Here is a 20,861-nt window from a genome sequence, read left to right on the forward strand (position 1 = left end):
CCGTCTCTCCTCCGATCTATTTATCGTGGCTGTTGCTATGAAGAGAAATCTTCTGCCCCGAAGGATGCCGGCAAAAAGCTTCGAACAGCTTCAAGATTTCCATCGACGCTTCGAGCGTGCCTTTGACCGGAGCCCTGCCCTCGAGAATGCTTTCGCAGAAGTGCAGCACCTCTTGCACGTAGCCCAAATAGAAAATGTTCTTGTTCATGAGTTGGCCAAGCGAGAACTCAGGCTCCCAATAGAGCGGCGCCACTTCATCCGGCACGATAAAACTGGATGCGCGGCCGTAAGTCGGCCGATCGGCCCGGCGGTAATACGTCATCTTGACCCCGTTCTCCACGATGACGTTGCAGCCGTCTCCGACAACCTCCAGCCTTTCCAATGGGCTGCTGCCCGCGATGCCTGCCGTCAAGTGAACCGTACCGACGATGCCGGAGCGGAACTTCAGAATGGCGACGCTGCCTCCGTTGGCAGGCTCCCATTCATAGCTGAAGTGCTCGATTTCTCCGAACAAATAATTGAGGATCGATGCGGGATGAAAAATATGATCCAACAAGTCCTCGGTCTTCCGCAGGTCCGCTCTATCCTCTAGAGCCGGCATCGCCATCGGATAACGAAGCGAGAACGATGCGGGCGCGCCGAAATCGACCGAATGGATAATCTCGTTCGCTTTCTCGATGGTAGGAAAGAAAATCTTCTTCATGCCGGTCATTACGTATCGGCCCGTTCGCCTGCTCGTCTCGATAAGCTCCTTCACTTCCCCCGTGCTGGAAGCCGTCGGTTTCTCCATCCATACGTGCGCCCCCGCTTCCATGGCCTCTCTGGCGATTGCCGTCGCTTGCACCCGTCCGTCCGGTTCGTAAGCCGTCACGATGAAGACAGCGTCGGGCTTCTCTTTGTCCAGCATCTCGCGGTAATCGGAATAGCTTGCCGCGGCGCCGAATTGACGGGCGTATGCAGCCGCCCGATCCGCGTTCACGTCGCAGATCGCGGCCAATTCCACCGGCGCGTATTGAAACGTAGGGTACACGTTGCGGAAGGAATGTCCCCCCGCCCCGATAAATCCGATTTTCAATTTGCGATCGTATTCGAAGTTATATTTGGTCCAATCCTGTTTCCGACTCATGTGGTTATCCTCCTAGCCGTATAGCGTACGGTTCACTGGAACGCGCTTACCCTTTGACACCCGACATCATAATGCCGCGGACGTAATATTTTTGCAGGAACAAGAAAATAACGAGAATCGGAACGGAGCTTGCCGAAGATGCGGCGACGATTTTCCCCCAGTGCTTCTCCTGATCGGACGTAAACGAAGAAATGACGACTTGAATGACCTGTTTGCTATCTTCGCTAATGATGATTAATGGCCACAATAACGAATCCCACTGGTGAATGAACGTAATAATGCCAAGCGTGATGAGCGCGGGCACGGCGCTCGGCAGCACGATGATCGTGAAAATCCGAAGCCAGGAAGCCCCGTCGATTCTCGCCGCCTCCAGAATCGCCCTCGGGATGTCGGCGAAAAACTGAGTGAGCATGAAGATGCCGAATACCCAAACGATGGAAGGCACGATGAGCCCCGCGAACGTATTCAGCCAATCCAGATCGCGGATGACCAAATATTGCGGCACCATGACGACCTCGGGCGGAATGGCGAGCGTGGACAAGAAAACGACAAGCAGCAATTTCTTGAAAGGAAAATGCAGCTTCGCGAATGCAAAGGCGGCCATGGCGTTGACGATTAGCCCTGCCGCCGTTACCGTGCCGGCCATCGCGAACGTGTTCAACATATAACGGCCGAACGGCTTATCCTCGTCCAGGAAAATAGCCTCGAAATTATGAAACGTCCAATCTACGGGAAAGAACAGCCGCCACGAAAGCTCCGTATACCGGAACATCTCCGATTCGGCCCGGAACGCGCTCATGAACATCCAATAGATCGGGAATAAGGTCATTACCGCCAATAGGGCCATACTCGCATAGTGAATCCCTCTTAAAGTCGCGCGCATGCGGATGCCTCCTAATATTCCACATCCGACCGGAATAGCCGAAGCTGTATGATCGATATGGCAAGCACGATGATGAAATAGATGAACGCGGCCGCGATGGCATAGCCCAAATTCATATGATGAAATGCCGTTTCATAGATGAATTGGACAACCGTGCGCGTGGAGCCGGCCGGCCCTCCCGCCGTCACGACATAGATGGGAATGAATATCTTCAACGCGTCCATCGTCGTAATGATGAGGACGAACGAAATCGTCCTTCTCATCAAGGGAAGCGTTACGTACAGAAATTTCTGGAACCCGCTCGCGCCGTCCGTCTCCGCTGCCTCGTACAGATCTCCGGGAATTTGATTCAGGCCCGACAGGAAAATGATCATGAAATATCCCATCGCATGCCAGATCCCCAGCAAGATGATTCCGAACATGGAAACATCCGGATCGGATAACACTTCGAACGCGGGCAATCCCAGAGCATCCAATAAAATGTTCAACATTCCGTATTCGCTGTTATAGATCAATCGGAACACCGCCGAAGCGATAACGAAAGAAATAACGACGGGTAAGAAATATACCGTCCGGAACAGCGCCACGAAGGGCGTTTTTTTCTGTACGATGAGCGCCAGACCGAAGGCGATCGCCGATTGAACCGGGATGACGATAAGTCCGAAGTAAAAGGAGTGGCCTAGCGTCGTCCAGAATTCCGGATCCCGAACGAGCCTAACGTAATTGTCCAAACCGACGAAGGTTAGCTTCGTACTGATGAGATTGCTTTCATGGAAACTCAGCAGAAGCGCCCGAAGCATCGGATAGAACATAAAAATCAAGAGCAGCAGCAGCGCCGGCAGTACGAAGCCCCATGCCGCGTATTTCTCGCGATTGCCGAAATTCAACCATTTTGCCGTTCCCACGCGCATTCCTCCCATGAATAAGGAGAGTAGGCGGTCGTCTACTCTCCTTCCCGCTGCCGATCGGCGTTCGTTATTTCACTTGCGCCAAGGCGGCGTCGATTTTCTTCACGGCTTTCTCCAACGCCGCATCGACGTCATGGTTGCCGATGCCGATTTCCTCGAACAGCTCGCGGATCGTCTCACTGATGACCGGATAAGCCGGCGTAACCGGACGAGGATGCGCGAAGTTCAGAGATTGGCCGGCGAAGACGTTCAGCGGATACTGGTTCAGCTCGGGAATCGCCGCAATCGTCGATTGACGGGCCGGCAAATTGCCCGTGCCTTTGTACCACTCTTTGGCCCCTTCGGCGCCCGTTACCCAATTGACGAACAACCACGCTTCCCTAGGGTGCTTCGACTGCGAAGTGATCGCCATGTTCCAGCTGCCCATCGGAGTCGCTTGTTTCATGTTCTTGGCGAGCGGCATAATATCGAAATCCACTCCCAATTCGAAATCCGGATATTTGGTTTTCAATTTGTTCAAATAACCGGGCGACTGAATATCGATCGCGACTTTGCCGTTGGGTAGCGGATCCTCCGGAAGCTCCTTGGGTGCGACCTTGTATTCGTTGTAGAGCTTGCGGATAAACTCGAGCGCGGTCTTGGATTCCGGCGAATCCAGATAACCCTTGGAAGTCGTGCCTTCGGCATTGATGATCTCTCCGCCAGCTTGCCAGATCCAAGGCATTTCTCCGTACGGCGGCGCTTCTCCGCCAGTAAACCCTTTGAAGATCGGATTGAGCCCGTATATGCCTTTGCCCGTATCGGTTAATTTTTTCGCCGCTTCCAACAATTGATCCCATGTCAACGGCTCGTTCGGATTTTGGGAGGGAAGCGCGATGCCCTTCTCTTCGAACATCTTTTTGTTGTAGAAAAATACGAGGCTGTGATCCTGAAGCGGAGCAGCGTAAATCTTCCCTTTATAAGTAATGCTGCCCAGTACCGGCTTGGAGATGTCCTCCTTATTCCCGTCCGCGTTCATGTAATCGTCCAGCGGAATGATGGCTTCCTGACTCGCGTACGAGGCGATCGTCGGAGCGTCGATGGCCATGATGTCCGGCGCGTTCTGGCCGGCCATCGCCGTGCGGATCTTCGTCTCGTATTGCTCGGAAGGAATAAGCTCGAGCTTCACGGTGATGTGAGGATATTGCTTCTGAAAGGATTCGATCAGAGCCTGTATCGTTTTCGTTTCATTGTCGTTCTCGTAACGCCAATGCGTGATTTCCACTTTCTCGGGCTCGGGAGTCGCCTCTTGGGAAGCCGATTCCGTTGTTGCCGACGAAGACGGGGAGCCGCTCGATTCGGAATCGTTGTTCGAGGAACAGCCCGCTAAGACGAGGCAAAATGCTAGAAAGACGCTGACCCGCTTTGCTTTTTTAGACATCGCGTTCAATTGCTTATCCCCTTTCGAATGGTTTGTCGTTGCTTCTCCATCTTATCGGCGGGAAAGGGTTGAAGGAATTCACTCTCGTCGGAAGTGCGCTTTCAATTTCGTTGTTCTCTTAGATTCCGATACTTGGAGGGACTCATCCGATAGCGCTTCTTGAACGCCGTGCTGAAATAGCTGGGATTGGCATAACCGCAAAGCTCGCCGACCTCCGTCAGCGGAAAATCGCTTTCCATCAGCAGCCGCGCGGCCTTCGTCATTCGGATATCCGTCAAATAGTCGCTGAACGTCTGGCCGATATGAATGCGGAACAACTCGGAGAAATACGAGGAATTGAAATGATACTTTTCGGCCAGCATCGATAACGTAAGCTCGCTTCCGTAATTATCGTCGATGAAACGCCTCACCGATTCGAATAGATCGCTGCCCGGCGCATGATGAAAGAACGCGATCCGATCCGCGATCCAGTCCGCGGTCCGTTCGATATATTCATTGGCCCGCTTGGACGCGTTTAATCCCCATACCAGATCTGGCTGCAGCCAGATGCGCTGTTCCGTCGGAATCGCGATCCCGTAGTCCTGCGCGACCGATTCCATAACGAAGTAAGCGTAAAAAATCGTCCTCGCCAGCACTTGAGGAGAATGCCGCTCGGCAAGCTTAAGCAGCTTGTTCAACTCCTGCTTGAACGGCTCCCGCTTATCCGACTTGAGCAAGTGAACGAGCTGCTTCTCTAGCTCAGGAGACAGAGGAACTTCCGTTATGACGCCGTTGCTCTCGGCCTTATTGATGTTCGCTTTGTTCTCGTTCCAGCCGAGCAGCGCGGATAGATAGCCTTTTTTCCATTCTTGAAAGCCTATCACCGGCTCCCCGATTCCGTTCACCGTCGCCATTCCGATATAGCGTTGAATCGCCGGCGCGAGCTTGCCGATCAGTTCATTCACCCGATTGGCGAAGGAATCTTCCCCTTCCCGCCCGGGATGAACGACCATCATGCCGATCATATACGGCAATCCGGGATCCCGAAACACGTAAGCCTCGCCGCTCCATTCCGCCGCGATTTCCCTGCATAGCAGCTCGAAGGGCAGAAGGAATAATGGCCTATCCTCCGACGAATCCATATCGATAACCAGGAATTGAACCTTGCTGTCGTTCCAATGATTCGTGCGCAGCCGCTTCGCTTGATCGCGCCACAGCCAAGCGTAATCGCTCGTATGTTTAAGCGTCTGCACGATGAGCTGCTCCCTCATCGAGATTAGATTTTGCGAGAGCTGCCATTCCATCTGGTTGCGGTCCGCATGCGCTTGACGTTCCTTATCCAGCTCGCCGATGACTTTCTGCAGCGAGTCCGCTAATTCCCTGCGAACGACCGGCTTAAGCAAATAATCTTTGACGTTGCTGCGGACGGCCGCTTTCGCGTACAGGAAATCATCGTAGCCCGACAGCACGATCAGCTTCAGACGGGGATAATGATCCGCGCAAGCTTTCAGAAATTCCACCCCGTCCATGTACGGCATATGCATATCCGTAATGACGATATCGATCGGGTGCTGCTCCAGCGCGCTCATCGCTTCCTGCCCGTTGGACGCTTCGGCGTGAAGGATCAGACCGAGCGCTTCCCAATCGACTTTCATCTCTATCCCCTTGCGGATTTCCGGTTCGTCGTCCACGATCATCACTTTATACGGCTTCATCGGCTTCTCCTTTTCTAGGCATGGAAATCGTGATCGACGTGCCTTGTCCGACTTCGGACAGAATGGAAACGTTAAAGGCATCCCCATAGAACAAAAAGCATCGGGCAAGCACGTTCCTAAGCCCGATCTGATCCCCTTTCGTGTTAAGAACATCGATAAACTGCGACCGGCGGAATTCATCGAACATTCTTTCCACCATTCCTGGCGGCATGCCGACTCCGTTGTCTTCGACCCGCAAATGCAATGTTTCGTCTGCCATCCAGCCTTGAATTCGAATAACGGCGGAATCTTTATTGCGAAGACTGTACTTAACCGCGTTCTCGACGATAGGCTGAAGGATGAATTTCAAGATGCGGCAGTCTCTCATCCCCGGGTCGATGTCCATGCTAATTTGCAGCCTGTCGGAAAATCGGATCCGAAGGATGGAGACATAACGCTCGATATATAACAATTCTTCGTCCACGGATACGAGATCATTGCGGATATTAAGCGAGAAACGTAACATTTTCCCCAATGACTCAATGACATCGACCGCTTCCATCGCTCGTTTCTGCATCGTCAGACTGCTGATGACATCCAGGGTGTTATAGAGAAAATGAGGGTTGATCTGCATCCGCAACGCTTTGTATTCCGCCCATTGCCTGCGAATGTTCATTTCGAACTCGCTCTGGATGTGCCGTTCAAGCCGCTCGATCATCGTCAGGAAGCTGCTCACGACGAATCCGACCTCCGACTTCGAGCCCGCGGCCGGCAGCACGATCCTCTGGGCTCGGGCAAAGTCGCCCTTCTGCACTTGGCGCATGGCGAGGGAAAGCCGCGACAACGGCTTGACGACGCCCGCCGAGATGACGGTAGCCGCGAATACGGTCGCCGCCAGCAGGATCGCGATAATCGCCAGCATCGTCGTATTCAGATTGTTGAGCTTCCGGTATAGATCCGCTTCCGATATAAGGCCGATCAGAATCCAATCCTGCACCTTCAGCGTACGGTAGAATAGAAAATAATTGCCTTCTGCCGTATGCAGCCGGATCGTTCCGTTGCCTCCCCCGTTTCGGCGGATTTGGCTTAACTGCTCCCTGATCTGATCCGCATGCTTCGGATCGTCCTGGGCGAGAACCGGCTTCCCGTCCCAGTTCACGAGAAGAACGCGCCCCTTCTCCCCTAGGCTGATCTGCTCTAGAGGCTGCCGGATTAAATCGGAACGGAAGTTGACCTTCAAGACGCTCTCCGCTTGCGCCGGATTGTACACCCCGAGAGGAAAAACGAGGCTAATCATCGGAACCTCCGCCATGGAAGCGGGCTGATACGGATCCGTATGCGCGGAAACCCATTGTTCGCCGCGTTGTTTGAAATAGCGGTACCATGCCAACGCCATGAAATTCTGTTCCCGATAAATCTGATCTTGTATGCCGATGGATATTCCGTTCCGATGAAATACCGACACCGACGAGATGACGGAGTAGTTGGCCGTCGTTCGCGTTAGAAACTGCCGCATCTTCAAGTCGGCCAGCATCTTCTCGTCCTTGGACAGCTGGGGATCGGCCTGGGCGGACAGCCAAGCTTGCGTCATCTCGCTATTGAACATCAGATTGGCGAAATCGCCGATCTGCGCCGCGACCGTGTTCACGGAAAACGTATATTGATCCATCGTCTCCGATACGGAGCGATCCGCGAAACTCCCGATAATGTTCTTCGCTTGGCGGGAAATGAACACGTACATGGCAAGAAAAGAAATCACGAGCAGCAAAGCAATGATGAGACTCAATCGATTTCTTAATGAGTAAACGACCCGCATATTCTCGCCTCCCGTCTCCAATATACCATTCCGATGTTTTCGTTTTTATTGGTTTAACGCTTTTCATTAGATCGGGTACGAAAAAAATGAATATTAAAAGAAGGGCAGTCCCTTCGTCATCTTCGATGACGATTGGGACTGCCCCTCTTTAAGTTCAAATGATCCGTCTTTCTGCGGCTTCGTTACGGCTACGGATTCGGAGAAGGATCCGGACTTGGAGACGGCGTCGTCGACGCGTTCTCGTCCGGCGACGGGCTCTCCGGCGGCGGCGTCTGCGACTCGCTCGGCGTCGGAGATTCGCCCGGAATGACGATCTCGATCGGCGGAGGAGACTCCTCCGGCAAGCCTCCCTCGTCCGGCGGCACGACTTCTCCGTTCCCGTCCGGAGGAGGCGACGAGCCCAATTCCGACAACGTCGACACCGAGACTTGCTCCGAAGGCGCGCTTTCCAGCTTCGTCGAAGCTTGGTAAGCCGTGACGTAATACATATAATTCTTATCCGGTTCGACGCTCATGTCGCCGATCGCGGTTTCCGCGATTTCTTCGAGTTGGGTGAATTCCGCCTGATCTTCCGACTTGCGATAGATCTTGTACGTGATCCCTTCGCCCGCGACGGCCGCCCAAGACAGTTGCACCGTCAGGGAATCCGGCGTGTAGGACGCCGTCAAGCCGGTAACGGCCGGAAGCTGCGATTCTTGCTGTATATCGCTCGGAACCGGGAAGCTCATCTTCTTCACGCCGACGAGCGCTTTGGACATGACCGCGGAGAACATCGCCGCCGCTTGGCCGCTGCTGTTTTTGAGCAAGTGCTCTTTGTCCGTCTTGTCGTAACCGAACCAGACGGCGGCCGTCCATTCCGGCGTATAGCCGACGAACCAGACGTCGCGGTTTTTGCTCGTCTTGTAGCCCGGAATGCCGGCTTGCGTCGTGCCCGTCTTGCCGACGACCGTCCGTCCGCTGATGGCGGCGCGCACGCCCGTACCGCCTTTCTGGACGACGCCTTTCAGCAAGTCGGTCACGTAATAGGCGGTTTTCTCGTCCATGACGCGATTCTTCTTCGGCTCCGCGTATTCGTAGACCGAATTGCCTTCGCTGTCTTCGATGCTTAAGATGCTATGCGGATCTTGCAGTTTGCCGCCGTTCGCGAAGGCGCCGTAAGCGCGAACCATCTCAAGCGGCGTCACGCCGTAAGTCAAGCCGCCGAGCCCGACGGACAAGTTTCGGTCGGCTTTATCGAGCTTGATGCCGAGCTTCTGCGCGAAGTTCAGCCCTTTGGTGATGCCGATCTCGTTCAGCAGCCATACCGCCGACACGTTGCGGGATTCCTTGATCGCCTGGCGCATCGGAATAGGTCCGAGATACGGGACCTTGTTAGAGTTGCTCGGACAATACGTGCCGTTGCCGAAGCATTGCTTCACATCTTGCACGATCGACCACGGGAAGAAGTCTCCCGTCTCGATCGCCGGACCGTAATCGATGATCGGCTTAAAGGAAGATCCCGGCTGCCGCTTCTCGACGACGCGGTTCGTGCCCGACGTCTCGTAATCCCGGCCGCCGACCATGGCGATCAGCGAGCCGTCGTGCTGGTCCATGATGACCATCGCGCCTTGGACGAGACGTTCGTCGGGACTTTTCTCGAACCGGTCCGCATTCGCGAATTCCTTCTCCATCGCCGTCTGGGCTTTCGTGTTGATCGTCGTCTTGATCGTATAACCGGCGCTGCGGAGCTCCTCTTCGCTGAGTCCGGTTTTCTCGATCGCCTCGTCTAGGACGTAATCGACGTAAGTCAAATACTTGGCGCCTTTGCCGGCGTTCGCGGTCGGCTTATACGGCACGGTCGCCGCTTCGGCGCGTTCCGCTTCGGTAATGAGTCCTTGGTCGACCATCAGCTTCAGCACGACGTCGCGGCGGGCCATCGACTTCTCCGGATTGGATACGGGATTATATACGCCCGGCGCTTTCGGAATGCCCGCTAGCGTGGCGATTTGCCAGAGCTTCAGATTGTTCAGATCGGAGACGCCGAAATAATACTTCGCGGCCGTCTTGATTCCGTATTGCCCTTTGCCGAAATAGATCCGGTTCAAATACAGCTCGAGAATTTCTTGCTTGCTCATCTTCTGCTCGAGAGCGAGGGCGATCGAAGCTTCCGTGCCTTTACGGAAAATCGTCTTGTCCGCGTTGAGGAAAATGTTCTTCGCGAGCTGCTGAGTAATCGTGCTCGCTCCTTCGACCGCGCTTCTGGCGATGACGTCCTTTACGAGCGCCCTTCCGATGCCGAACAAGTCTACGCCGCTATGCTCGTAGAAGCGCTTGTCCTCGGTCGCGACGAACGCGTCCTGCAGCTGCTTCGGAATTTCCGCGAAAGGCACGAACTCCCGGTTGCCCTCCGCCACGTATAGTTTGGATACTTGGTTGCCGTCCTTGTCGACGATGATCGAGGCTTGGTCCAAGTTCAATTTATTCATATTCGCGCTCAAGATTCGCTCGCCGTTCAGAATGACGAGCAAGTAGCCGACGACGGCGCACACGACCGCGAACAAGCCGACGAAAAAAATCCATAGAATCGCCCGCTTCTTCCTGCCTTTGCGGGGACCTTTGCCTTTTCCTTTGCCCTTGCCGCCTCCGCTTCCGCTACCGCCTCCTCCGTTGCCGGATCTGCCTCTCGGCTCGGGCGACGCTTGCGAACGATATTCGGACTGACTCATGTCGATCTCCCCTTTTGCTAGCTCATACTCCGTATCTCTCATATCTCTATTAGTGGTTGTTCAACCTTACACTTTAAGTTACCCAACCCGGCCGACTTCCACGATGCCGGCGATTGCCGTCCGCCTCTCGCATAAAGAAAGAACAACCCGGTAAGGGGTTGCTCAATTGCCGGCCTATTGTGTTAGACGCTATTGGCTTGGGAAAAGTTTCGCGGACCGCTTGCGCGTCCGTATTCGGATCAATTGTCGGAGCTGGTCTCCTGTTGCATCAGAGACACGTTGCGTTGCGGCATGAACGTGCTGATCGCGTGTTTGTACACCATTTGCTGACGGCCTTCGCTGTCGATCACGATGGTGAAGTTATCAAACGCGCGAACGACGCCGCGGATCTGAAAACCGTTGGTCAAATAAACGGTGACCGGTATGCTGTCCTTGCGAAGTTGATTCAAGAAGGTATCCTGGATGTTAATGGACTTGTTCATTGGCCGTAAACCCCCATCGCCACAATATTTATGTCCAAATATATTCAATATCGATATGAAACTTTCCTGCTATTATATCACATATCCGTTTGAAAACATCGGAATTTTTTGAGCCGTCCCCGACGTCGACCCATTCGAGCCCCTTCATATGCCGGAACCAACTGAGCTGGCGCTTCGCGAAATGCCTCGTGTCCCGCTTCAGCAACCGCACCGCTTCATCGTAGTCGGTCTCCCCCGCCAAGTAGGCGGCGATCTCCTTGTAGCCGAGTCCTCTCATGGCGACGGCCTCGCGAGGAACCCCATCTCGCAGCAGCGAGGACACTTCCTCGACGAGTCCCTCTTCGAGCATGCCGTCGACGCGGGCGTCGATTCTGCGGTACAACTCCTCGCGGTCCATCGTCAAGCCGATGATACAGAGCCGGTAAGGCGACGCCTTGTCGTCTCCGCGGCTTTGATCCTGGGAATCGGACAGCGGAATGCCGGTGAGGCGGAACACCTCGAGCGCTCGGATGATGCGCCCTTCGTCGTTCGGATGAAGCTTCGCGGCGGTTACCGGATCGACGGCGTTCAGCCGGTCGTGAAGCGCCTGCGCGCCTTCGGATTGGGCGAACGCCCTCATCTCCTCCCGGAACCTCTCGTCCGAGCCGATGTCCTGGAAACGGAATCCGTAGCAGACCGATTCCACGTACAGCCCCGTCCCTCCGACGATAAAAGGCAGCTTGCCTCGCCCATGAATGTCGGCGATCGCCTCCCCGCACAGCTGTTGGAATTCCGATACGGAGAACGGATATTCGGGCTCCCTGATATCGATAAGATGATGCGGAACTCCTTCGCGATCGTCCGGAAGTAGCTTCGCCGTTCCGATATCCATCCTTTTGTATACCTGCATCGAGTCGCCGCTGATTACTTCCGCGTTCAGCGCCTTCGCGAGCTTCAAGCTCAGCGCCGTCTTGCCGACGGCCGTCGGTCCGACGAGCACGAGCAGCGGCGGCCGCCCGTCTACATCGACTTCTTGGTTCCAATTAGTCAACATCGATCACTCCGTAAGCGACCGAGGATGCGGACAACCGAGCGGGGCGGAAGCCCAACCGCTCGAATTGACCGCTCGCCCGGTGATCTTTAAGCACGACTTTCTTGCGGGCGATCCGCGTCGCATGGCGGACGGTTTCCGGATCGAGAGCGTCGTGCCGCGCCCTTGCCCTTAGCGGCTCGAGTCCGCTGGAAGATCGTACCGCGCGTTCGAACATCGGGTCGAAATAAACGACGTCCGCGCTCTTGTCCGGCATGGCGGGAAGCAGCTCTTGATACGGCCCGCGACGGGTATCGATCGTTCTCATCGCCGCGTCGACTTGCGCGATGCCGGACTCGTAAGCGCGCAGCCCTTCCCGTACGAGCGCGTGCACGACGGGCGAAGCTTCCAGCGCGACGACTCGGCCTGCCGGACCGGCTGCGTAACTGAACACGAGGGCGTCCGCGCACAAGCCGGCCGTGCAATCGACGACTTCGTCACCCTCCGAGACGCCCGATACGTCGAGCAGCGTGTCGTTCCCGCCCGTCAGAAGACGTTTCAAGCGAACGAGCGCCATGCTCGGATGGTAGAAAAACGGCGGAATGCCTTCTTGCAGCAGACGGATATCGCGAGGCCCGACGATCAGAATCTCGTCGTCTCGTTCTTTGGCGACGATCGCGTTGATCGTGCGGCCCGAGCGGACGACGTAGCGCCCTTCCAGCTCCGCGGCCAATTCTATCGCCTTCCGACTCGTAGCCTCCGTCGGTTTATCCGTCGTCGTGACGATCAAGACGTCACCCGCTTGAACATTTTTTCCAATTCGTACGTCGTGAAGCTGATGACGATGGGCCGGCCGTGCGGGCACGTGTACGGCTGCCGGCAGGCGCCGAGACGCTCCAGCAGCTTCTCCCCGGCTTCGCGCGTCTGCGATTGGTTCGCTTTGATCGAAGCCTTGCAGGAGCACATGATGGCGGCCTTCTCGCGCAGCGCCCGCAGATCGACGTTGCGCTCTTGGATGATCCATTCGGCCATTTCCCGGACGATCGCCGCCTCGTCTCCCGAAGGGAACCAATGCGGAACCGCCCGGATGATAAAGGTATTGCCTCCGAAATCCTCCAAATATACGCCGGACGCTTCGAAATGGGCCAGCTTGCCTTTCAACGCCGCGCACTCGTCGGGCGCGAATTCGAGCGTGACCGGCAGCAGCAGCTCTTGGCTCGCCTCTTCGGGCCGGCCGAATTTGTCGTAATAATATTCGTAATGAATCCGCTCATGGGCGGCGTGTTGATCGATCAGATACAAGCCGCTCTCGTTCTGGGCGACGATGTAGGTGCCGTGCAATTGGCCGATCCAAGACAATTCGGGGAACGTCGGCGATTGCGGTTTCGTCTCCGGCGCGGCGAACGCGCTTTTCCATACCGCTTCGGGAACGCGCTCCGCGTTCGGTGCGGACGGTCTTTCGGGACTTTGGTAACGCTTGGCCGGCGGACGGTCCGCGGACCGTTCGTAGTCGGACGGCGACTTCGACGCGTATCCCGCCGATGTCGGACGCGCGGATTCGAACGAGCCGGTCTTCGTCTCGTAAGTCGGTCGTCTTTCGAATACGGCTGCATCCGCGCCGTGTGACGCGAACGGCTCGGTTGCAGCTTTTGGCGACGGCGCGCCGGATGACGATGCTCGCGATGACGGCGACGGCGTCGAAGTTTCGCCGACGGGCGTCGATCGGGCGGTTCCGAGCGTTTCGTCGAACGCCGAAAGCACCGCCGCGGCAAGCTCTTCCCGCGCGGATGCCGGATCGGCCGCCTTCCCGTCGGGCGGCAGCTGGAAGCGAATTTGATCCTGTACCCACGTCGGCGCCGCTTTCGGCGCGCGTACGGACGCTCCCGAAGGAATATAGGCTTCGGACCCCAACGCTTGCTTCGCCGCCGCTTCTATAAAGCCGCGAAGCTCCGCTTCCTTGCTGAACCGCACTTCCAGCTTCGCCGGATGAACGTTCACGTCGACGAGCGTCGGATGCATGTTCAGATTCAGCACGGCGAGCGGATAACGATGAAGCGGCAGCAGCGTATGGTAAGCCTGCAGCAACGGCTGCACGACCGCTTGGCTTCTCACGTAACGCCCGTTAACGAGCACCGTGACGGCGTTGCGGTTCGCCCTCGTCTCTACCGGAAGCGCGGTCAACCCGGTAAGCGTGTAATCCGGATTGTCCGCTTTCACCTCGACCATCGCTTTCGCGGACGACGTGCCGTAAATCGCGGCGACGACTTGCTTCAAGTCGCCGTTGCCCGGCGTCCGGAGCAGTTGATTCCCGTTATGCGAGAACGAGAACGCGATGTCGGGGCGGGCGAGCGCTTGGCGATAGACGACGTCGGACAGGTGGCCGAGCTCCGTTTGGATCGTTTTCATGTATTTCAGACGGGCAGGCGTGTTGTAAAACAAATCTTTCACGACCATTTCCGTTCCTTTGGGCGCGTTCGTCTCCCGGTCGGCCGTGACGGTGCCCCCTTCGATCTCGAGCAACCGTCCGAGACCGCCGGCGTCCGTCGCGCTGACGCACTTCACTTTGGAGACGGCGGCGATACTCGGCAGCGCCTCTCCGCGGAAGCCGAGCGTCGTAATCCGGAAGAGATCTTTGTCCGACGCGATTTTGCTCGTGGCGTGACGCTGGAAGGCGACGAGCATGTCGTCCGGCTGGATGCCCGCGCCGTCGTCGGCGATGCGAAGCAATTGCAGGCCGCCTTCCTCGGCGGTCACGTCGATGCGGGACGCGCCGGCGTCGACGGCGTTCTCGATCAGCTCCTTCAGTACCGAAGCCGGACGTTCGACGACTTCGCCGGCGGCGATCTGGTTCGCCAGATGCTCGTCGAGCGGACGAATGATTCCCATCGGTGCTCACTCCTTTTCCCCTTAGCGTCGTTGATTGATTATTGTAAATTCGCGGAGAGCTTCAGCGTCTCTCCCGATACCGAGTAAGCGAACCCGGCGAACGTCTTGGCGATCAAGCCGACGTCGACGTTCGATCTGCCGTCTTTCACGATCATGCGGACGTCGTTCGTCTTGAGAGACAATTGCGACGCGCCTTTCGTCAGCTTGACGGCATGCGCTTGCGAATCGTAAGAGACGTTCGCGCCGACGAGCGCGGCCGCGAGCCTCGTGTCGACGTACCAGGTCTTCTTGTTCCATATCGCCGCGTTCGGCTCGGCCATCGTCAACCCGTTCATCGTCGCGATACCGCGTTCGAGAGTGAGTTCGATGCCCATGCCTCCCGCCAGACGGTAAGCGTCGACGAGCTGTTCGGCCATGCCTTTTGCGTAGACGTCGGGAATGAGTCCGGTTTTGTCCACCTTGCGCCCCGTCGGCGTGAGATACTCCTGTACCGTCACCTTCAGCACGCCGCCGCTCTTCACCGGAATGAGAGACTGGACGACGCCTTTGCCGTACGTTTTCGTTCCGACGAGCTTCGCGACCCCGTAATCCTGCAGCGCTCCCGACAGTAGCTCCGAAGCGCTCGCGGAATTCCCGTTCACGAGCACGACGACGGTATACGGTTTCTTCGTTCCGAGCAACTCGATCGGACGGTCGGTGCCGTCCCGGTCCATCATGTGCGCGAGCACGCCTTTATCGATGAACAGCGACGCGATCGCTTGGGCGGCGTCCACGTACCCCCCGCCGTTATTGCGCAAGTCGAGCACGAGCGAAGTCAACCCTTGAGTCTCGAGCTGCTCGAGTTGCCGCTTCACCTCGCTGCCCGAGTCCGACGTGAATCCGGAGAGCGCCAAGTAACCGATGCCCGGAGACAACAGCTTCGCCGTCACGACGGGCAGGTGGACTTCCTTGCGTTCGATCGAGAAAGTAATCGCCTTGCCGCCTCGCGTGAATTGCAGCTGCACGGTCGTACCCGCTTCGCCCCGAAGCTGCTTCTGGACCTGCTCGACCGTTTTGCCTTTCAACGATTGGCCATCCGCTCCCGCGATGACGTCGCCTGGCAACACGCCGGCTGCTTCCGCCGGGCTGCCCGGAACGACGCTTTCCACGAGTACAGCGTCTTTCCCTTGGCTCATGACGATGCCGACGCCGACGAACTTCTGATCGAGCGAGGACGCGAACGCGTTCCAATCGTCGTCGTCGAAATATTGCGTATAAGGATCGTGCAACGCTTCGACCATCTTGTCGATCTCGTCGGCGGCGAGCAGCCCGTCGTCCGGTTTGCTGATGTGGTATTGTTCGAGAAGCTCCCTGACTTCCTGCACTTGCTGGGCGCTCGCCGCGAAGGCGGGCGTGCCGACCGTCAAGAGCGCGAAAGACAGCGATAGCGTTATCGCGATTCGAAGGTTTCGTAGTTTCCGTAACCGGTTCATGCGTGTTCCCCGCTTTCGTTCAGTAAGTTACGGGCGTCGTTTAACCATTCCAGCGCCTGCATCGGCGTCATTCTCATGACGTCCAGCTTGCGTAATTTGTCCAGCACCTTGTCTGAAGACGGCAATCTCGCCGGTTTCGCCGGCGCCGGCGCTTCTCCGAAGAGCGAGAGCTGTACGATGCCCGCGGCCGTCGGGGTCACCGTAACCTTCTCCGATTCGTCCTGCTCCGGAGCAACAGCCGTCACGGTCGTAGGTGCCGTCGCAAGACCCAATGCCGCCGCCGTTTCCTTGACCATGTCACCGGCCAATGCGGGCTTGCCGCCGACATGCGCGGGCTCGCTCAGCAGCGAGTATGCCCTTGATACGATCGTGCCCGGCAACCCGGCGAGCTGCGCGCAATAGATGCCGTAGCTCGAATCGGCCGCTCCCGGCACGAGCTTGCGCAGGAAGGTGACGCCGTCCGCGCTTTCTTTAACGGCCATGCAACCGTTCTTTAACCCCGTTAACGATTGCTCCAGATGAGCCAGCTCGTGGAAATGGGTAGAGACGAGAGCTTTGCAGCCGATATGGTCGTGGACGTATTCGATGACCGCTTGCGCGATGGCCATCCCCTCGTCCGTCGAAGTGCCCCTGCCCAGCTCGTCGATAATGATCAAGCTGCTCTTCGTCGCCTGCTCGGTCATCACTTGGATGTCCTTCATCTCGACCATGAACGTGCTCTGGCCGCCGACGAGATCGTCCGCCGCGCCGATCCGAGTGAAGATGCGATCCACGAAAGGCAACACCGCCCGCTTGGCAGGCACGAAACAACCGATTTGAGCCATCAGGCAGATGACGGCGACTTGTCTCATGTACGTGCTTTTGCCCGCCATGTTCGGCCCCGTGATCAGCAAGATGGAACCGTCGATAGCCGTCAGCGAAGTTTCGTTCGCGATGAACACGCCGTTCTCGTTGACGGACTCCACGACCGGATGGCGGCCTTCCTCGACGATCAAGTCGTAACCGTCGCCCTCGGTCCAGCGCGGACGCGTATAACGGCGATCCGCGCTCGCTTCCGCGAACGATTGCAGCACGTCCAGCTCGGATACGCCTGCGGCGAGCCGCTGCAGCCTGTCCATCTGGGCGGCGATTCCGTCGCGGAGCTCGACGAACCGTTCGTATTCGAGGTCGAACATGCGGTCTTCCGCTTCGAGAATGAGCGCTTCCTTCTCCTTCAGCTCCGGCGTGACGAAACGCTCGGCGTTCGCCAGCGTCTGCTTCCTCTCGTAGCGGCCCTCGGGCAAGCTCGTCAAGTTGGAGCGCGTCACTTCCAAATAATAGCCGAAAACTTTGTTGAAGCCGATCTTCAGCGACTTGATGCCCGTCGCTTCGCGCTCCTGGCGCTCGAGCTCGGCGATCCACTGCTTGCCGTTCTGGCTCGCTTCCCGGAGCTCGTCCAGCTTCGCGTCGAAGCCCGGGCGGATGATGCCGCCTTCGCGGAGCGAGACGGGCGGTTCGTCGGCGATCGCCCGTTCGATGGCGTCCGCGATATCCTCGCAGGCATCCATCCGCTCCGCAAGCGCGGCGAGCGGCGTCTCTCCGAAACTATCGCAGATCGCTTGCACGGAAGGAATGCGCCTTAGCGAATTACGCAAGCTCAGCATGTCTCGCGCGTTGGCCGTGCCATACGCGATTCTACCGGCCAGTCGCTCCAAGTCGTATACTTCGCCTAATTCGTCGCGAAGCTCGCTCCGCTTGATCCAGTCGCTATGCAGCGCTTCTACCGCGTCGAGCCTGCGATCGGCTTCCGCGCGGTCGAGCAGCGGCTGGTCGATCCATCTCTTGAGCAAGCGGGCGCCCATCGCGGTCCGCGTACGGTCCAGCAAGGAAAGCAAAGAGCCTTTGCGGGAACGGTCGCGAACCGTCTCCGTTAATTCCAGGTTGCGTCTCGTGAACGCGTCGAGGGACATATACGATTCGGAGTCGTACGCCTTGACGGCGCGCACGTGGGCGAGCGACCTCTTCTGCGTCTCTTCCAGGTAAGCGAGAAGTCTCGCGACGGCCGCTTGGCGCGACGCGTCGTGCTCGGACCAGCGCTCTTCCGGGAACTGCGCGGCAAGCCGCGTCGGGTCGGCTTCCGCCCGCACCGTCGTCACGATCGTTCTTCCCGTCTTGCACGCTTCGTTATGTATGGCCGCGATCGCCGCTTCGTCGCCGATCGCTTCGGCGGGCTTGTACACGTTCAGCACGTTGCCGATCGCTTCCTCGGAAGCCGAGAACGACGTCACGTATAGTTCTCCGGTCGTCAAGTCACAAGCCGCGACGCCGAATCTGCCTCCAAGCAGCGTCGCCCCGAGGATGAAGTTGTTCGACGCTTCTCCGAGCATTTTCGCATCCATGACCGTTCCGGGAGTCACGATGCGGACGATTTCGCGCCGGACCATGCCTTTCGTCGCGGCCGGGTCTTCCATCTGCTCGCAGACGGCTACTTTATACCCTTTATCGATCAATCTAGCGATGTAACCTTCCGCCGCGTGGTGGGGCACGCCGCACATCGGCACGCGTTCGTCCCCGCCCGCGCCTCGCCCGGTCAGCGTAATTTCGAGCTCCCGGGATGCGGTAATCGCGTCTTCGAAAAACATTTCATAGAAATCGCCTAAACGAAAAAACAGTAGAGCGTCGGGCGCCGTCGCCTTAACGGACAAATATTGTTCCATCATGGGGGTATAGCCGGCCATGGTCTTCCTCCTGGTCACGCGAAAGATGTGGAATGATCAATAATTCATTATAGCAAATCTGCGTGACGCACGGACACCCGAGGGGAAAAACACTGCTCCGTGCCTATCCGTTCGAACGAATGGTCGAGATTCCGTGCGAGCGTTTGCCCGATTACGTTGATTTCTAATCGAATCTGCAGCCGACTGACGGGGTTCGTTCTTGCAGTCAGGTTTCACCTGACTACAGATGTCCCGTCAGTTGTTTTAGTACCTGCAGTCAGGTTTCACCTGACTACAGCCATTCCGTCAGCTGTTTTAGTACCTGCAGTCAGGTTTCACCTGACTACAGCAATCCCGTCAGCTGCTTTAGTATCTGCAGTCAGGTTTCACCTGACTACAGCCATTCCGTCAGCTGCTTTAGTATCTGCAGTCAGGTTTCACCTGACTACAGCTATCCCGCCGCCCGTTTTAGTCCCTGCAGTCAGGTTTTACCTGACTACAGCCATCCCCCCCGCCGGTTTTTGTTCCTGCAGTCAGGTTTTACCTGACTACAGCCATACCGTCGGTCGTTTTCGTTCCTGCAGTCAGGTTTCACCTGACTAAAAAGCGTCCCACCTGCCACCGCCGCGTCACCACCGCACCTTCGCAAGCCTGTCCGTCCGCCGAAGACGGTCCAGATCGCCCGCGCCGATGCCGAACATCGCCGCCCGCAGTTCGAACGCGATGCGGTCGAACGTTCGCTCCAGCTCCTCGTCCGTGCCGAGAGCCGGCGCCAGCAACGTCCGCCCGTAAGAGACGACGTTCGCTCCGAGCGCGATCGCTTTGGCCGCGTCGACGCCGTTATGCATGCCGCCGCTTGCGACGATCGTCGTCCCGGGAACGGCCGCCCGAACGCCGACGACGCATTCCGCGGTCGGAATGCCCCAGTCGAGGAACGCATGCGCCGCTTCCCGTCTCACGGGATCGGCCGAACGGTATTTCTCGACCTCGATCCAGGACGTGCCGCCCGCCCCCGCGACGTCGACGAATGAGACGCCCGCGTCCGTCAGCCTGCGGGCTGTCGCCCCGTCGATGCCGAAGCCGACTTCCTTGACGCCGACCGGGAACTCCGCGTCCCGGCACAGCCGCTCAATCCGCCGCAGAAGCCCCGAGAAATCGACGTCCCCTTCGTCTTGGAATAGCTCCTGCATCCCATTCAGATGAAGCACGAGACCGTCGGCTTCCGCGAGCGCCATCGCTTGGCGACATTCGTCCGCGCCGAAGCCGGCGTTCAATTGTGCCGCTCCCAAGTTCGCGAGGAGCGGAATGCCGGGCGCAAAGCGGCGCACCCGGAAAGAAGCCGCCCGCTCGGGCTGCTCGATCGCCGCTCGCAGCGAGCCTAATCCCATGGACCAGCCTTTCCGTTCGGCCATCTCCGCCAAACGGACGTTAATGCGTCCGGCCTCGTCGGTGCCTCCCGTCATCGAGCTGATCATGAAGGGCGTCTTCGTCCGCTTGCCGAGAAACGCCGCCCCGATGTCGATCGCTCGGAAATCGAGCTCCGGCAACGCCGAATGAACGAAGCGATAACGATCGAAGCCGGTCCCTTCCCCTCTACCCTCGACGTCCTCGTTCAAGCAAATGTCGATATGCTGATTTTTCCTCTCTCCGATGTCCAACGCCCTTCGTGCGGGTCGCCCTTCTTCGCTCATCCGTCTTTCCTCCGGTTCAAGTTGTCCCCTAGCACTTCGGCTAGGTTGCCAACCGCCGTCGACGTTCATCCGCGAACGCGAAAAGTCCTCCCGC

14 protein-coding genes are annotated in these 20,861 nt (G+C 57.5%); all 14 read right to left on the reverse strand.

Going from position 1 to position 20,861, the window contains the following annotated elements:
* Positions 1-16 precede the first annotated feature (16 nt).
* The 14 genes from ACFPPD_RS02910 to fni all read right to left on the reverse strand — a co-directional run bounded on the left by ACFPPD_RS02910 (position 17) and on the right by fni (position 20,767).
* Entirely contained in the window at positions 17-1,126 is a 1,110-nt protein-coding gene (locus tag ACFPPD_RS02910; RefSeq protein ID WP_209742945.1) for a Gfo/Idh/MocA family oxidoreductase, read from the reverse strand.
* 46 nt (positions 1,127-1,172) lie between these two features.
* Entirely contained in the window at positions 1,173-2,009 is an 837-nt protein-coding gene (locus ACFPPD_RS02915) for a carbohydrate ABC transporter permease (RefSeq protein WP_209742947.1), read from the reverse strand.
* A gap of 11 nt (positions 2,010-2,020) precedes the next feature.
* Positions 2,021-2,914 (reverse strand): carbohydrate ABC transporter permease, encoded by an 894-nt coding sequence (locus ACFPPD_RS02920; RefSeq protein ID WP_209742949.1) that lies wholly within the window; start codon positions 2,912-2,914, stop codon positions 2,021-2,023.
* Positions 2,915-2,984: 70 nt separating this feature from the next.
* The gene (locus ACFPPD_RS02925; protein WP_378081356.1) at positions 2,985-4,337 is read right to left on the reverse strand and encodes an ABC transporter substrate-binding protein; all 1,353 of its coding nucleotides are present in this window, start codon (positions 4,335-4,337) and stop codon (positions 2,985-2,987) included.
* A 101-nt stretch (positions 4,338-4,438) separates the two neighbouring features.
* The gene (locus tag ACFPPD_RS02930) at positions 4,439-6,031 is read right to left on the reverse strand and encodes a helix-turn-helix domain-containing protein (RefSeq protein WP_209742953.1); all 1,593 of its coding nucleotides are present in this window, start codon (positions 6,029-6,031) and stop codon (positions 4,439-4,441) included.
* Entirely contained in the window at positions 6,018-7,826 is a 1,809-nt protein-coding gene (locus tag ACFPPD_RS02935; RefSeq protein ID WP_209742955.1) for a cache domain-containing sensor histidine kinase, read from the reverse strand. The genes ACFPPD_RS02930 and ACFPPD_RS02935 overlap by 14 nt, the downstream gene beginning before the upstream one ends.
* Before the next feature lie 188 nt (positions 7,827-8,014).
* Positions 8,015-10,531 (reverse strand): transglycosylase domain-containing protein, encoded by a 2,517-nt coding sequence (locus ACFPPD_RS02940; protein WP_209742957.1) that lies wholly within the window; start codon positions 10,529-10,531, stop codon positions 8,015-8,017.
* Positions 10,532-10,770: 239 nt separating this feature from the next.
* Positions 10,771-11,013, reverse strand: coding sequence for an RNA chaperone Hfq (gene hfq / locus ACFPPD_RS02945; protein ID WP_209742959.1), 243 nt, complete (start codon positions 11,011-11,013; stop codon positions 10,771-10,773).
* A gap of 28 nt (positions 11,014-11,041) precedes the next feature.
* Positions 11,042-12,046 (reverse strand): tRNA (adenosine(37)-N6)-dimethylallyltransferase MiaA, encoded by a 1,005-nt coding sequence (gene miaA / locus ACFPPD_RS02950; RefSeq protein WP_209742961.1) that lies wholly within the window; start codon positions 12,044-12,046, stop codon positions 11,042-11,044.
* Positions 12,036-12,812, reverse strand: coding sequence for a class I SAM-dependent methyltransferase (locus tag ACFPPD_RS02955; RefSeq protein ID WP_209742963.1), 777 nt, complete (start codon positions 12,810-12,812; stop codon positions 12,036-12,038). Before ACFPPD_RS02955 ends, miaA begins: the two co-directional genes overlap by 11 nt.
* Positions 12,809-14,908 (reverse strand): DNA mismatch repair endonuclease MutL, encoded by a 2,100-nt coding sequence (gene mutL, locus ACFPPD_RS02960; RefSeq protein WP_209742965.1) that lies wholly within the window; start codon positions 14,906-14,908, stop codon positions 12,809-12,811. Before mutL ends, ACFPPD_RS02955 begins: the two co-directional genes overlap by 4 nt.
* A 38-nt stretch (positions 14,909-14,946) precedes the next feature.
* Positions 14,947-16,380, reverse strand: coding sequence for a S41 family peptidase (locus ACFPPD_RS02965; protein ID WP_209742967.1), 1,434 nt, complete (start codon positions 16,378-16,380; stop codon positions 14,947-14,949).
* Entirely contained in the window at positions 16,377-19,097 is a 2,721-nt protein-coding gene (mutS, locus tag ACFPPD_RS02970; RefSeq protein WP_209742969.1) for a DNA mismatch repair protein MutS, read from the reverse strand. Before mutS ends, ACFPPD_RS02965 begins: the two co-directional genes overlap by 4 nt.
* Positions 19,098-19,705: 608 nt before the next feature.
* A complete protein-coding gene (gene fni / locus ACFPPD_RS02975; protein ID WP_209742972.1) occupies positions 19,706-20,767 on the reverse strand; it encodes a type 2 isopentenyl-diphosphate Delta-isomerase in 1,062 nt (353 codons plus the stop codon).
* Between the last annotated feature and the right edge of the window lie 94 nt (positions 20,768-20,861).

It is taken from the genome of Cohnella suwonensis, from assembly GCF_042655365.1.
Classification (GTDB): Bacteria; Bacillota; Bacilli; order Paenibacillales; family Paenibacillaceae; genus Cohnella; species Cohnella suwonensis.